This is a genomic window from Mycetocola manganoxydans (assembly GCF_003667545.1).
GTDB classification, from domain to species: domain Bacteria; phylum Actinomycetota; class Actinomycetes; order Actinomycetales; family Microbacteriaceae; genus Mycetocola_A; species Mycetocola_A manganoxydans.
The window spans coordinates 47,576-61,734 of record NZ_RCUV01000020.1; the positions used below are offsets into that span (position 1 = coordinate 47,576).

The following is a 14,159-nucleotide window of genomic DNA, read 5'->3' on the forward strand; positions in this document are numbered from 1 at the left end:
AGTTCTCACGAGCCGGTAGAGCCCTCTCCGCCCGCCCTGCCGGGTCGCGACGATTCGTCCCAGACGCAGCTTCGCCAAATGTTGGAAGACCACCGCCGGGGATCTGTTGTCGGCTTTTTCGGTGTACACCGATGCTCGCGCAACTGCACCGGATGGCGACGACCGTCCCTCACCCAAGCTGCGCAGGTATTGCGCACGTATACCCCCTCGGGGTATGCTCATACCCCGAGGGGGTACCCGCGTTCTGAGGTTCAAGGAGACGGAATGAATGGCTACGTCGACAATAAGGAAGATCTCATCAAACGGCTCCGCCGCGCGGAAGGCCAGGTTCGGGGCATCCAGAAGATGGTGGCGGATGACACCTACTGCATCGATATTCTGACCCAGGTCTCGGCTGCAACGAAGGCCCTGGAGACCGTTGCCCTGTGCCTCCTCGAAGATCACCTCGCGCACTGCGTTGCAGAGGCAGCCGAGCAGGGCGGGGCGGTAGCCGAACAAAAACTGCGCGAGGCATCGGCTGCCATCGGCCGACTCGTCCGTTCCTAACGGACCGCCCCCACGATGCGAACCTACCCCCGAGCCAATTCAGCCCCATCATCACCGAGGAGAACTGACCATGTGCACACCGAACGCCACGAATGACCTGGGCCTCACGGACGCGAATAGCAGCTGCACGTGCGGAAGCCACGGAACCCACGGCGACACTGTTGAGGGGCACCCAACGGGTCACTCCGCGGCTGCCCACGTTGAGCACTACCTTGTGGACGGGATGACCTGTTCACACTGCGTTTCCAGTGTGACTGAAGAACTTTCGGCGTTGCCGGGCGTCGAATCGGTTAAAGTGAAACTCAATGCAGGCGGCACCTCCCAGGTCATGGTTGAAAGCAGCACCGCGCTGGACGTCGACGCGGTCCGCACCGCTCTCGACGAGGCAGGTTACGAACTGGCGAGCACAACGAAGTGAGTGCGGTGGACCTCGAACTCGATATCGGTGGGATGACCTGCGCGTCCTGTGCGAACCGGATCGAACGGAAGCTGAATCGGGTCCCGGGAGTCGAGGCGTCAGTCAACTATGCGACGGAGAAGGCACGCATTCACGCGAGCGCTGAGATTGACGCAGCGGACCTGATAGCCGTCGTCGAGGCCACCGGCTACACCGCGTCCGTTCCTGCGCCCCGACAGACGGGCGAGCAACCGAGTGTTGAGCCCGCTCAGACGGAAGCCTCGAGCCTTTTCCGGCGTTTGCTGATCTCCGGGGCCCTGGCATTACCGGTGGCCGTTCTTTCGATGGTGCCGGCGTTGCAATTCACGAACTGGCAGTGGCTGGCGTTAACGCTCGCCTCACCGGTTGCGGTCTGGGGTGCGTGGCCGTTTCACCGTGCCGCGTGGATCAATGCACGGCACGGCGCAGCCACGATGGACACCCTGATCAGCGTCGGTGTGATCGCCGCGTACGGCTGGTCACTGTATGCCCTGTTCTTCGGAATGGCCGGGACGCCGGGGATGAAGATGAGCTTCACGCTGTTCGCTTCCCCCGGCGCTGGTCAACACGAGATCTATCTGGAAGTCGCCGCCGCGCTCACCGTTTTCATCCTCGCGGGACGTTACTTCGAAGCACGCGCGAAACGGGAGTCCGGCGCTGCGCTTCGTGCCCTCCTCGAACTCGGCGCGAAGGAGGCAGTCCTACTTCGAGATGGGCAGGAGACCCTGGTTGCAGTAGCCTCCCTCGCCGTCGGTGACCGGTTCGTTGTTCGCCCCGGCGAGAAGATCGCAACCGACGGACTCGTTGTCGACGGTGTATCGGCCGTGGATATGAGCATGCTCACGGGAGAATCCGTGCCCGTCGAAGTCGGGCTTGACGACCGGGTCGTAGGAGCGACCGTCAACGTCGGCGGTCGCCTCGTAGTCGAGGTCACGAAGGTCGGCGCTGACACCGAGCTCGCCCGCCTGGGACGACTGGTCGAAGAAGCCCAGACCGGTAAAGCCGAGGTTCAGCGGCTGGCTGACCGGGTCTCCGGCGTCTTCGTTCCCATCGTCATCGGGCTTTCGATACTGACCTTCGTCACGTGGCTCGTTCTCGGCGGGTCTCTCGAGTTTGCGTTCACAGCGGCCGTGGCCACGTTGATCATCGCCTGCCCCTGCGCGCTCGGGCTGGCGACACCGACCGCCCTTCTCGTTGGAACCGGTCGAGGTTCGCAGCTCGGAATTCTGATTCGAGGGCCGCAGGTGCTTGAACAGACACGCAAAATCGACACGGTCGTCCTGGACAAGACTGGAACTGTTACGACCGGGCGTATGGCGCTCTCATCGATCGCGCTGGTCGACGGCCAAGTAGAGCGCGAACTGCTTCGCCTGGCGGCGTCCGCGGAGTCAGGTTCGGAGCATCCGATTGCTCGCGCAATTCTCGAGGACGCCCGATCCCGCGGGATCGACGTCGGTTCGCCCGAGTCCTTCCTCTCGCACACCGGACAGGGGGTGCAAGCGATGGTCGGCAACCATCTCGTTGTCGCCGGCCGTGGCTCCTGGCTGCAAAGCGACTGGGGGATTGAGATTCCTGAGTCTCTCGCACAAGCGATTACGCAGAGCGAAAGTCAGGGCAAGACGGCAGTCGTTGTGGCCTGGGATGGTGAGGCTCAGGGAGTGCTCTCCGTCGGTGACACGGTGAAGCCCACCAGCCGGGAGGCGGTGGAACTTTTCAGACGGCTCGGTCTGACTCCCGTCCTGCTCACCGGCGACAACGACGGGGCGGCACGCGCGGTCGCAGCCCAGATCGGCCTGGACGATGTGCGTTCCGGCATCACACCGCAGGGCAAGCTGGCGGTGATCCGCGAACTGCAAGCTGATGGACATGTCGTGGCGATGGTCGGGGACGGGGTCAATGATGCTGCTGCGCTTGCCGCGGCGGACCTCGGCATTGCTATGGGTGCCGGCACGGATGCGGCGATCGCTGCCGCGGACATCACCGTCATGAGCGGTGACCTGACCACCGTCGGCGACGCCATCCGGCTGTCCAGGCGGACACTTGGAATCATCAAGGGCAACCTGTTCTGGGCCTTCGCCTACAACGTTGCGGCGATCCCGATCGCGATGTTCGGCTTACTCAATCCGCTCCTGGCGGGCGCGGCTATGGCGTTGTCATCCGTTTTCGTGGTGTCAAACAGTCTCCGACTGCGATCATTCCGGGCTTCCCGGTCCGCACCGCTCAGTAACCACGCGCTGGACGACCCGGTGCGAGAGCCAGCCCAACAACAGCGCTGAACTTTGAACTCCGGATGTCCACCGAGGTTCACGAGTCTCTCAGCCGTCATCTCGGCCACCCGGATACCCTAGGGGGGGGTAACCAGTAGGTCGGTCCACAACAACGAGGAAGCGAGAACGAGGTGCGCCTTTTTGCGATGAGCCCCCTTCCGCTTGTCCGTTTGTCGCCGTTCAACCGGATCCTCATTGTCGCCCTGGTTCTCGGGGCGGTGCTCATCGGCTCGCTCGCCCTGCATTCCGTGACCGGTGCACGGGGAATGGAAGCTTTCTCGTCGTCGACGACGCAGTCGCATGCGGATGACGAGAGCGCACATCAGGCGGCCGCAACCGCTGGAGGCGCAAACGTCCAGTCCGGTGCGATCACGCAGAATGTGACGTGCGACGAACAGTGCGCACTGGACTGCGCCCTCATGGCCATGATGTGCGTTCTGCTTCTGATCCTCACCGTCATCACAATCCTGGCCAGGCACCCGGACATTCGTCGCCGGCTGGTTCAATCGTCGCGGCGATCAATCGATGCCATCGCTGCTGCCAGACAGCACATCTATCGGCCGTCGCTGACCGTTCTTTCCATCAGTCGAACCTAAGCCGAACACCGTTTTCTCTTTGCCACCGCCGCCTTTCCTGGTGGCGTGGCTCACAGTGTTCTTGATTTGAAATGGAATGAAACAATGATCAACCCTCGTAAATATGCAATGGCCGCCGCCGCATTAGCCGTAGCCATCACGCTCAGCGCCTGCTCCACCGGAGGAACCGGTGACACCCCAGCGCCCGCGCCGAGCGCCAGTGCCGAAGCGACGTTCAACGACGCCGACGTCACGTTCGCCCAGATGATGATCCCCCACCACGAACAGGCCGTTGAGATGAGCGACATGCTCCTGGCTAAGGACGGCATCGACGCACAAGTGGTGAGCCTCGCCACCCAGATCAAGGACGCCCAACAGCCAGAGATTGAGCAACTGAACGAGTGGCTTGACGCCTGGGGCGCCGACGACAGCATGGGCGGCATGGAACACGACATGGACGGCATGATGTCCGACGAGGACATGCAAACCCTCGAAGATGCGTCCGGTGACGAGGCCAGCAAACTGTTCCTCGAACAGATGATCAAACACCACGAAGGCGCCGTCGAAATGGCTCAGGCCGAGATCAACGACGGCGTGAACGCTGACGCGATTCAGATGGCTGAAACGATCGTCGAGACGCAGACTGAAGAGATCAACGTCATGCAGAACCTCCTCGGCTCTCTCTAACAGCGGGACTTGGACCCGTTCGCGTGTCCACCGGGAGCATGCTTCGAGTAGCTGCTCTCAGGGGGTGGGGTCGTTCCCCTACGGTCCCACCCCTCCCACTTCTGCCACACGGGGAGGGGGATGGCCTCTCGAACCCTCGGCCACCTACCCGCCGAATCCGTCCTATCAACACTCATCCGAGAAACACGCAAGGAGCCGACCAACTGATATGAACCCTGGATCGATCATCATGGACGGACAGCTGCTTCTCGCTATCCCGCTCGCCCTGCTTGCTGGGCTCATATCGTTCGCGTCACCCTGCATTCTCCCGTTGGTGCCCGGATATTTGGGGTACGTCACTGGGATATCCGGAGGGCCCATCAGTCGCACGGAATCGTCCGCTGCCGCTATCTCCCGGTTCCGACCTGCGTTCGGCGCGCTGCTGTTTGTGCTCGGATTTTCTGTCGTCTTCGTCCTGATCTCGGCATTCGCGGGCACGATCGGTGCGACTCTCATCCAATGGCAAGACCCGCTCACCCGGCTCTCCGGAATCGTTGTCCTCGTCATGGGACTGGTTTTTATCGGACAGGTCTCCTTCTTCCAGCGAACCCTGAAGATCCTATTCCAGCCCCGGACCGGACTGGCAGGAGCTCCTCTCCTGGGGATGATCTTCGCAATCGGTTGGACACCCTGCTTCGGCCCGACCTTGATCGCCATCAGCGCATTGAGTCTTCAAACCGGGTCTTCGGGACGCGGTGCCCTGCTTGGCCTTGTCTACTGCCTCGGTCTGGGCATCCCATTTCTCGCCCTCGCACTCGGTTTCGGCTGGGCGACCCGATCCGTCGCCCTCCTCCGTCGCCACATCCGCAGTGTGAACGTTGTTGGAGGGTTGATGCTTATCCTTCTCGGCCTTGTGATGATCAGCGGCATATGGGGGGTCATCATGTCCCGGCTGGGAGCAACGATCAATGGATTTTTGCTACCGCTCTAGCAATTTCCCGCGGTGACAAGAATCAGAGGCAGCAGCATGACCTTTCACTGAGTTCGGCAAGCTGGTGAACGCTTCCCGCCGCGCAATAGTTGCTGTCGGGTCGTGATACCGCCCCGCGGTGCACCAACATAAGCCCGGGCGCCCCCAGTGGAAGCGTATTATTCGCCGCGGAGGTCGGCGCTGCGCTGCCGGAACTCGTCCTGGCTGAGTTCCCCAGCGGCGTAGCGGATCCGGAGTCTCTCCTCGGCGGAATCGATTCCCCGGCTTCCGCCGCTCGTCAGGTTACGGATGAACCAGATGATTGCCAGAACGACCAAGGTCAGCAGCGCGAGGCCGAACAGCAGCCAGAAGCCCGTCATCCAGCCCATGCCCATCATCATGCCGTCCATCACTGGTCGGCCCTCCTTCGGGGGTTTGGGGATGCTTCACGCTGAAGGCTCAGCGCCGCACCCACACTGCAGTTCCGTGATCGCGCATAAGAAGCGCAGGACCCGTGTTAGGTCACCTTCAGGATAGTCCAGGAGACTCCGATGTCATCAGTGAATGCGATGCCACGGTCGTCAGCCACAAAGAGCCGGTCACCGGAGATTGTGAGGGCCTGAGGAGTGCCGCTCACCGTGCCACCACTCACCCAGGTTCCCGACGCATCTCGAACCCATGCCGTGCCCGAGGTGTCGACTCCTGCGAACGCACCAGTGCCTGAGTCAATGCTGGCGAGGAATAGCGGTGGGGCTTCCGTGTCGGCGGTGAAACTGGCACCATCGTCGATGCTCACCGCGAAGCCATTCTCCGTGGTTGCATAGACGGTTCCTGGCGTAGCCGGGTCGGCGGTGAGGTCGCGGGCGACGAGTTCAGCGCCGTCACTCCAGGTTGCGCCCCCGTCGAAGCTGCGCTGCAGAGCCTGCTTGCTCGTATCCAGGCCGAAGATGGTCCCCTCACCGCCGTCAGTGGCCTGCGCTCCTAAGGCCAGGTCGTGGAAGTCCGTTTGCCCGGTGAGCGAGATGTTGCTCCAGGTTTCGCCTCGGTCGGTGCTTTTGATCAGGCCAAGATTGGGGGTACCGAAGCTGGCCGGGGTAGTGGGTCCAGGATGTCCCGACGCGTACGCGATGTCGTCTCGCATGGTGAAACCCATCGGGTCAAAATCGAGGCCGCCGATCGGTCCTTTCGCCGTCGCGGTTCCCGAGCCGTCGAAGGTGAGCTCATATAGCCCCTCGTGCGTACCCACGAGAAGGTCACCACGTTCCGGGTCGACCATGAGCGAGTGGATGTGCTGGAACGCCCCGGGTGCAGACGCGGGTGCCTCAGTGCCGTCATCTTCGGGCACAGTGGCACAGCCGACGAGCACGACGGCCGCTCCCAGAAGTGCCAGTGCGACCGTGCCTCGACGCTTCCGTTGAAGTCGGTCATTCATCGCGTTCTCCTAGGGATCATCGGAGTTCTGAATGACCCCGCGCAGCGAAGGTTGGTTCACACGCCGATGCGTTCATCTTATGCCGACAGCCTCCGGCACGTTCTTGGCAGGGGTCCGCCCAAGGATGGACTCGACACTTGTTTGTGGACGAAGGTCCAGCCGCCGAAGCAACTGCGCGTTGAGCGCAACAACGATCGTGGACAGTGACATCAGGATAGCGCCGACCGACATCGGAAGGACGAAACCGACGGGGGCCAGCACGCCGGCGGCGAGCGGGACGGAGATCAGGTTGTACCCGGCAGCCCACCATAGGTTCTGTTTCATCTTGCGGTAGCTCGCGCGTGAGAGCTCCATGATCGACAGCACGGATCGCGGGTCATCGCTGGCCAGGATCACCCCTGCGGACGCAATCGCAACGTCGGTGCCGGCGCCGATCGCAATACCGACATCTGCCTGCGCCAACGCTGGCGCGTCGTTGACTCCGTCACCAACCATGGCGACCTTGCGTCCTTCAGCTTGAAGCTCGGCGACCTTCGCAGCCTTGTCCTCAGGTCGCACGCCGGCGAAGACACGGTCGATACCCAACTCATCAGCCACCGACCGCGCAACCGCTTCGGCGTCGCCGGTGATCATCACGACCTGGATGCCCAGGGCATGCAGTGCGTCCACGGCCTGACGGGATTCCTCACGAATCTCGTCCGCCAACTTCAAGGCGCCAATCACCTGGCCGTCTGCGAGGACGTGCAGGATGATGGCGCCGTCGTTGCGCCACTGCTCGGCGACGGGGAGTTCGCTGACCTCGTGGTGCTCAAGCATGTATGGGCCGCCAACGCTGATCGTGCGTCCGCCGACATGGCCGACCACGCCCATGGCGGGGGACGACTGGAAATCGGTCGCAGTGGGGATATCCAGCTTGCGGGACCGCGCAGCAGCGACGATCGCTCTAGCCAGAGGGTGCTCGCTGTCGCTCTCGGCCGCTGCAGCCAAGGCGAGCACCTCGTCTTCCGATTGTCCGTCGGCCGTCTTCGTGGAAGAAACGACGGGCTCACCCTTTGTGAGAGTGCCGGTCTTGTCAAACAGGACAGAAGTGACGGTGCGCATGCTCTCCAGCGCCAGTCGATCTTTGACCAGCACGCCGCCCTTCGCTGCCCGCTCTGTGGCGATCGACACCACAAGAGGAATGGCTAGCCCTAACGCGTGGGGGCAGGCGATAACAAGAACGGTGATTGTCCGGACGACCGCTGCATCAGGGAATCCGAGGAGACTCCACACGAGAGCTGTGACGGCTCCGGCGCCGAGCGCGAACCAGAAGAGCCAGCCCGCCGCCGTGTCAGCCAGACGCTGCGCACGAGACGACGATGCCTGTGCATCGGCGACCATGCGCTGGATCCCAGCCAGTGCGGTGTCGTCACCAACCGCAGTGATCCGAACTCGGATCGCAGTGTCCGTTGCCACCGTTCCTGCAACCACCGCGTCTCCCGGGCCACGGCTCACCGGTCGTGACTCACCGGTGACCATCGACTCATCGACGTCTGCAGTCCCCTGCTCGACTCTTCCGTCGGCTGGCACACGGCTACCAGGCCGAACAATCACCAGGTCACCCACAGCGAGATCCGCCGGCGAAACGACCTCGATCTCTTCGCCGTCAAGCCGTTCCGCCTGATCAGGCAACAGCGCGGCCAAAGACTCCAACGCGGTCGACGTTTGAGCCAAGGATCGCATCTCGATCCAATGCCCAAGGAGCATGATCACGATAAGAAGAGCAAGCTCCCACCAGAAATCCAGCGCGTGGTCCAGGATGCCGAGACTCGCACCCCAGGAAGCGACGAACGCAACGGTGATCGCGAGTCCGATGAGCAACATCATGCCGGGCTTGCGTTGCTTGATTTCAGCCACCGCCCCGGTGAGGAATGGTCGTCCGCCCCAGACGTACATAACCGTTCCGAGGAGCGGGGAAATCCACCGGATCCATCCGACGTCCGGGAGTTGGTACCCGAGAACCATGGCGAACATCGAGCTGAAACCAACAACGGGGACCGCGAGAAGCAGCATCACCCAGAACAGGCGACGGAACTGAGCCACGTGGTCGCCATGACCAGAGTGGCCCTCCTGCCCGCCGTGGCCCTGATGCGACGAGTGACCAGCCTGATCGGGCCGGGAGGAATCGTTCGGCGAGCGGTCAGCGGCCGCCGAGTGAGCGTGATGCATGGTCGAGTGGTCGCCATGCGTTTGCGTCGGCTGTGATACTGGCGCCGGCGCGTGTGCGTCTTTACGGTGCATCGACTCCCGATCCTCGCCATCTATAAACCTCGCGGGATGACCAAATACGGGCAACGTAGACGCCTGGGCCAGATTAGTCGGCCCGCGGCGTGACCCTTTGAAAGCGAAGAGGAATCACCTTCAAAACGTTAAATACCTATTTGATCAGGTATTTTCCCATGCCGATAATGGTTCTTATGTCAAGACGCTTGAGTCACGGCGTTATTCACGTCTGCTGAGAAATGGGCGGTCGTCCCCACACTTCCCTGCCTTTCGCGCCACTTGTGACCCGGCCGCCATCGCATCCCGCGCGGCTTCAGCCCCTCTGGTCGATCTAGCGCCGACTTGCTGCCGCCGCTGCTCTTTTCGAGAAATCGTTCTCGTGATCGCACGGCAAGGGTCCCCGGCTGGGCGGCGATGATAAATTGGATATGTTGGCTACTGGCCTGACCACGATTGGATGTGCGCCCGTGAAACGCTGGACCTTCACCACCTGCGCCATCGGCGCATTCGTCGCCACCGCCCTGGCCTTGTTCGTCTTGGTCATCAACGCCGTGACAGGGAATGAGCTCCTTCAGGTTTTGCTGCCCGTCGCGATTACGGCGTTGGTCAGTGGCGGCGCGCTGTCGGCGCGAGCGCGCATCTTGTGGCTGAAGGGGTGACGCCCGCGGGGACGAGGCATGTGCCACCCGACCCGGGTCCCCGTCGCGCGCCGGCGGGGCTCGTTTCATTTACGCCCGCTGTCCGCCCACAGCCGTTCCCTCGCTGTTGAACGGGAGCAAGGCCGGTACCCTCGAAGGATCCCCCGCACACCCGGAAGGACCCATGACTATCAACCTGCCGATGACCCGGCCGGACACTCGCCGGGCGGCCAGCTGGAACCTGCTGCCCGGCGTGCTCCTGGCGGCATCCGGCTTGTTGCTCTTCGGGCTGCATTGGCGACCGGGCGGATACTTCATCCTCGCCGCTGCCCTCCTTGCCGCCGTTCTGGTGAACCGCGCCCTCGCCAAGGACCTGTTTCTTATCGGGGCCGGTCTCGTCATCATCAGCCTCGTCGAGATCAACACCGATATCTCGTGGGACCACATGCTGGTGATGGGGGTCGCCCTCGCTGCAGCGGTGATCCTGCCTTATCTGGTTTCCCGATTCCTGTACCGTGACCACGCCATCCGGTTCCCGGTCCTGACCGGGAAGCGCTGGACGCGGGTTGAGTTCTGGTACCTCGTCGCCGTGCTCGTGCTCGGCTGGTTCCTCCTGCCGGTGTACATGATTTCCACCGGCGTCTTCGAGAATTGGCCGGCGGCAACCGACCCCTCGTCCATCGGCCGGTTGTTCCTCGGCACCAATGCCCTGGGCATCTGGGACGAGTTGTTCTTCATCTGTACGTGCTTCACCCTGCTGCGTCGGCACTTTCCAGACTGGCAGGCGAACGTTCTGCAGGCTGTGCTCTTCACGTCGTTCCTGTGGGAACTTGGCTTCCAATCCTGGGGTCCATTCCTCATCTTCCCTTTTGCGCTCGTCCAGGGCTGGATCTTCAAGCAGACGAAATCGCTTTCCTACATCGTCAGTGTCCATCTCCTGTTCGACTTCGTCCTGTTCCTCGTGCTGCTGCACGCGCACAACCGCGATTGGCTGGGTTTGTTCCTCTATTGATTCTCTCCTCGTCGGAGGCTGAGCCCTCCGCCGCGTCCACGCCGAACGGCTACCGGGCAGGGCAGTGACTCTGCCCCACCGTCGAGCCGACCTTGAGGTCTCGGCGACCGGACGTCTCATCGCTGCGTCAGACCGAACTCGGGGACGGTCTGACACAGAATGGTCTGTTGAGGTGACCATCTGGAACATGCTCAGAAACGGAGACGCTTACACCGAACTCGGCCCGGACCACTACGCCAACTGCAATCCTGAAACGGCGGGGAACCGAGCCCCGAAGTAACTCCCGCCCCCTCGGACGCCCAGGTCCACGTCACCCGCCGGTGCATAACGCGCCAGCGTGCTTCGAGCAGACCCGGGGCCCGCAGGCAGGGGTGGGAGCGCAGGGCTACAGGCCCGAGTAGGCGTGCAGACCCTTGAAGAACAGGTTGACCACGGAGAAGTTGAACATCACGGCCAGGAATCCGATGATCGCCAGCCACGCCGAGCGCGATCCGCGCCAGCCGCGAGTGGCCCGCGCGTGGATGTAGCCCGCGTAAATTACCCAGATGATGAAGGTCCAGACCTCTTTGGTGTCCCAGCCCCAGTAGCGACCCCAGGACCGCTCCGCCCAGATAGCGCCCGCGATGAGGGTGAAGGTCCAGAGGATGAATCCGACGATGTTCGTGCGGTAGGCGAGATTTTCCAGATGTGCAGCCGTCGGCAATGTCGCGAGGAACTTCAGCCGGAGCTTAGTGAGGTCCTCCCCGCCGACCTCACGACGGTGCTGCACGAGCTGCAGCACGGAGAGAGCGAACCCGAGGGCGAAGAACGCGGTGCCTGCGGAGGCGACGAAGACGTGGACCACGAGCCAGGCGGACTGGAGTGCGGGTGGCAGTGGCATGATTTCGACGTAGTAGTCGACTGCCGCGATGCCGAGCAGCGCGAGGACGAGACCGGTGATGAAGGTGCCGAGGAACCGCAGGTCGATCCGGAGCAGAACGACGAGGTAGACCGCGATGATCAGCAGTGTGCCGGTGAGCGCGAACTCGTACATGTTTGCCCACGGCACTCGGCCGGCTGCGACACCGCGTGTGATTGTGGCGACCAGGTGCAACAGGAAACCGAGAACCGTGAGCGCGAGTGCGACTCGGAGTACCGGCGAGTGCCGCGCCTGGACCTGCGGGGCGTCGCTGTCCGTGCGGGCCAGAGTGGTCACCGGGCGGCCCGAAACTATTTCACCCCTCGCCTCCGTGGCTTCGAGCGTCGATGCCGTGGCTGCTGCCTTGGTGGCGGCGGCCGTCACGTCGGCTGAGCGTCGGGCGAGGTCCAGCGCGAACGCGATAAAGGCGAGCATGTACATCGCCATGGCCGACCAGAGCGATAGCACGGACAGTTCATTCAGATCCACGATTTAGGGGTGCCTCTCGATTTTGCGGGAAGGTTCGGCGGATGCCGCTCGGTTGTGCGAACGGCGGAAGATCACGACGTGGCCGCACGCCACACAAAGGCAGCACGGCTGGGGCCGTCCGATCGGGACGACATAGCAGAGTCGCCCACCAGGCTGATCCCGTGGGTGAGGATTACCGAAGTGCGCGGGTTCATCGCTGTAGGCCGAGAGCAGTGCCGTGTCGGAAGGCGAGGGCGTCAACGGCCTCACCCAATCCGGGGTCCTCACCGCGGGCCAGACCGGCGTACTCCACCCGTACCGTGCCGTCCGCGTTGTCTGTCGCCTTGATCCATACCCGCCGGCGCGGGACGAACAGCGAGGTCAGTAACCCGCCGAGGATGAGGATCGCGAAGGTGAGCACCCAGCCCACGGTCGGGTCGGTGTGGACATCGAAGGACGCGAAGCGGGCAACGGAACCGGCGTAGTCAGTGGTCGTAGCGTCCTGATCAGCGGGTGCCCCGGCATCCGGATTCACGTTCTCAAAGGTGATCGTGCCGCGCCCGTCCGGCAGTTCCTGGCTCTGCCCAGGCATCAACTCGATCGAATCCACGCCCGACTCGCCGCCGCTCAATTGCGTCATGTCATCCACGTTGAGCTCGTACACCGACTTCGGGGCGCCGTCGTTGATGCCGAGGTCCCCCGCGAACACATTGAGCGTCAGCACCGGGAAGACGAGGTCAGGGTACGTGGAGGTGTACGCGCCGGTCTCCATCTTGTAAGCCGTGGGATAGAGGAAGCCGATCATGCCGATCTGCTCGTCCAGCCCGTCGGGGATCTTGATCACGCCGAGGGAGGTCAGGTTGCCGTCCTGCGGAAGGAAAGGAACGGAATCAGTCCAGACCACGCTGCCCTCCGGGTCGCGGACCGTGATCTTAGGCGCGTACCCGTTGCCGAGCAGGTAGATGTCGGCGCCCTCAAACCGGAGCGGGTCGTTCACCCTGACGACCCGCTTCTCGGTCTCGCCAGTCGGCAACCGCATGGTGACCCGAGTGGTGAAGTCGATCGGCTGGCCATACGCGTTAAGGTTTTTCTGCTCGTAGGTCACGTCGAATTTGTCGAGCGTCATGGCGAACGGTGCGAGGTCGTCCGGGTTGTAGAACCGCCCGGGGTTGAACGAGTTGTAGTCCAGCAGAGTATTGACGAAAGTCTGTCCCTCGACGATGACCCGCTGAGCGGCATATCCGAATCCGCCGCCGATCCCGACGGTGAGGAGCATACCGACGAGCGCCGAGTGGAAGACCAGGTTGCCGGTCTCTCGGAGGTACCCGCGCTCGGCTGAGACCGACACGTCACCGTTCCGGCCCTGGTAGAGCTCGGTCCGGTAGCCGGACTTCTTGAGTAGCGCGTGCGCCGACTCGATCGCGGTACCGGCGTTACCACCCTCGAGGGTGACCTCGGTGTGCGCGGCGAGGCGCTGAAGCCGGGCAGGGGTGCGCGGCGGACGCGACCGCATCGCCTGGAAGTGGTGCTTCGTGCGAGGGATCACGCAGCCAATCAGCGACACGAACAGCAGCAGGTAGATGCTCGAGAACCAGACCGAACCGTAGACGTCGAACATCTGGATACTCTCGAGCATCGGCGCGAGATCGGGATTGTTGTCGAAGTACTGGATGACACCGTTCGGGTCCGAACTGCGCTGCGGCACCAGCGACCCGGGCACCGCCGCGACCGCCAGCAGCAGCAACAGCAACAGCGCCGTGCGCATGCTCGTCAGTTGCCGCCAGATGAACCTCAGCGTGCCGACGAAACCGAGCTTCGGCTGGACGATACCGTCGCCGGGGCCCTCCGCCTGGGGACGGGCCCCGGCGTCAACGTAATCAGATGGTCGTGACATAGCCGTTGATCAGCTCTCCAACCCGTGGCATGAGCGTTCCCCCGGGACCCGCCCCGCCACTCGAGCGATCGGAATGGCCGCGAACATCCGGCCGT

Annotated in this window: 13 protein-coding genes; 8 read left to right on the top strand and 5 right to left on the bottom strand. The window is 63.0% G+C overall.

All coding sequences use genetic code 11. From position 1 onward, the window contains the following. Nucleotides 1-264: 264 nt before the first annotated feature. From D9V29_RS13575 to D9V29_RS13600, 6 genes are all read left to right on the top strand, one after another. Nucleotides 265-546 carry a metal-sensitive transcriptional regulator gene (locus D9V29_RS13575; protein ID WP_121673867.1) on the top strand — a complete coding sequence of 94 codons (282 nt, stop codon included), beginning with the start codon at nt 265-267 and terminating at the stop codon, nt 544-546. A gap of 223 nt (nt 547-769) precedes the next feature. Further along, nucleotides 770-964 carry a heavy-metal-associated domain-containing protein gene (locus D9V29_RS15165; protein WP_259462909.1) on the top strand — a complete coding sequence of 65 codons (195 nt, stop codon included), beginning with the start codon at nt 770-772 and terminating at the stop codon, nt 962-964. After that, complete coding sequence (locus tag D9V29_RS13585; RefSeq protein WP_121673869.1) at nt 961-3,258, top strand: heavy metal translocating P-type ATPase; 2,298 nt, start codon at nt 961-963, stop codon at nt 3,256-3,258. The genes D9V29_RS15165 and D9V29_RS13585 overlap by 4 nt, the downstream gene beginning before the upstream one ends. Before the next feature lie 137 nt (nt 3,259-3,395). Then, a complete protein-coding gene (locus D9V29_RS13590; RefSeq protein ID WP_121673870.1) occupies nt 3,396-3,845 on the top strand; it encodes a hypothetical protein in 450 nt (149 codons plus the stop codon). A gap of 45 nt (nt 3,846-3,890) precedes the next feature. Further along, a complete protein-coding gene (locus tag D9V29_RS13595) occupies nt 3,891-4,511 on the top strand; it encodes a DUF305 domain-containing protein (protein ID WP_308428577.1) in 621 nt (206 codons plus the stop codon). Nucleotides 4,512-4,719: 208 nt separating this feature from the next. Continuing rightward, entirely contained in the window at nt 4,720-5,481 is a 762-nt protein-coding gene (locus D9V29_RS13600) for a cytochrome c biogenesis CcdA family protein (RefSeq protein ID WP_121673872.1), read from the top strand. 158 nt (nt 5,482-5,639) lie between these two features. Here D9V29_RS13600 and D9V29_RS13605 read toward each other — a convergent pair whose 3' ends face one another. The 3 genes from D9V29_RS13605 to D9V29_RS13615 all read right to left on the bottom strand — a co-directional run bounded on the left by D9V29_RS13605 (nt 5,640) and on the right by D9V29_RS13615 (nt 9,100). Continuing rightward, the gene (locus D9V29_RS13605) at nt 5,640-5,873 is read right to left on the bottom strand and encodes an SHOCT domain-containing protein (protein ID WP_220699963.1); all 234 of its coding nucleotides are present in this window, start codon (nt 5,871-5,873) and stop codon (nt 5,640-5,642) included. Between the two features lie 104 nt (nt 5,874-5,977). Then, a complete protein-coding gene (locus D9V29_RS13610) occupies nt 5,978-6,892 on the bottom strand; it encodes a F510_1955 family glycosylhydrolase (RefSeq protein WP_121673873.1) in 915 nt (304 codons plus the stop codon). Nucleotides 6,893-6,964: 72 nt separating this feature from the next. Beyond that, nucleotides 6,965-9,100 (bottom strand): heavy metal translocating P-type ATPase, encoded by a 2,136-nt coding sequence (locus D9V29_RS13615; protein WP_229790583.1) that lies wholly within the window; start codon nt 9,098-9,100, stop codon nt 6,965-6,967. 521 nt (nt 9,101-9,621) lie between these two features. On the opposite strand from D9V29_RS13615, the gene D9V29_RS13620 reads away from it, so the two are divergent. Then, nucleotides 9,622-9,813, top strand: coding sequence for a hypothetical protein (locus D9V29_RS13620; protein ID WP_121673875.1), 192 nt, complete (start codon nt 9,622-9,624; stop codon nt 9,811-9,813). 163 nt (nt 9,814-9,976) lie between these two features. After that, on the top strand, nt 9,977-10,804 hold the full coding sequence (locus D9V29_RS13625; protein WP_121673876.1) for a CPBP family intramembrane glutamic endopeptidase: 828 nt from the start codon (nt 9,977-9,979) through the stop codon (nt 10,802-10,804). 385 nt (nt 10,805-11,189) lie between these two features. On the opposite strand, the gene ccsB is transcribed toward D9V29_RS13625, so the two are convergent. Together ccsB and resB are read right to left on the bottom strand one after the other, a co-directional pair. After that, nucleotides 11,190-12,149 (bottom strand): c-type cytochrome biogenesis protein CcsB, encoded by a 960-nt coding sequence (gene ccsB, locus D9V29_RS13630; protein ID WP_121673895.1) that lies wholly within the window; start codon nt 12,147-12,149, stop codon nt 11,190-11,192. A 232-nt stretch (nt 12,150-12,381) separates the two neighbouring features. Then, a complete protein-coding gene (resB, locus tag D9V29_RS13635) occupies nt 12,382-14,064 on the bottom strand; it encodes a cytochrome c biogenesis protein ResB (RefSeq protein WP_121673877.1) in 1,683 nt (560 codons plus the stop codon). Nucleotides 14,065-14,159 lie beyond the last annotated feature (95 nt).

Bases quoted from the DNA above. Each gene is read 5' to 3' on its own strand.
- D9V29_RS13575 (WP_121673867.1), top strand. From the start codon at position 265: ATGAATGGCTACGTCGACAATAAGGAAGATCTCATCAAACGGCTCCGC.
- D9V29_RS15165 (WP_259462909.1), top strand. From the start codon at position 770: ATGACCTGTTCACACTGCGTTTCCAGTGTGACTGAAGAACTTTCGGCG.
- D9V29_RS13590 (WP_121673870.1), top strand. From the start codon at position 3,396: ATGAGCCCCCTTCCGCTTGTCCGTTTGTCGCCGTTCAACCGGATCCTC.
- D9V29_RS13600 (WP_121673872.1), top strand. From the start codon at position 4,720: ATGAACCCTGGATCGATCATCATGGACGGACAGCTGCTTCTCGCTATC.
- D9V29_RS13610 (WP_121673873.1), bottom strand. From the start codon at position 6,892: ATGAATGACCGACTTCAACGGAAGCGTCGAGGCACGGTCGCACTGGCA.
- D9V29_RS13615 (WP_229790583.1), bottom strand. From the start codon at position 9,100: ATGCATCACGCTCACTCGGCGGCCGCTGACCGCTCGCCGAACGATTCC.
- D9V29_RS13625 (WP_121673876.1), top strand. From the start codon at position 9,977: ATGACTATCAACCTGCCGATGACCCGGCCGGACACTCGCCGGGCGGCC.
- ccsB (WP_121673895.1), bottom strand. From the start codon at position 12,149: ATGGCGATGTACATGCTCGCCTTTATCGCGTTCGCGCTGGACCTCGCC.
- resB (WP_121673877.1), bottom strand. From the start codon at position 14,064: ATGTCACGACCATCTGATTACGTTGACGCCGGGGCCCGTCCCCAGGCG.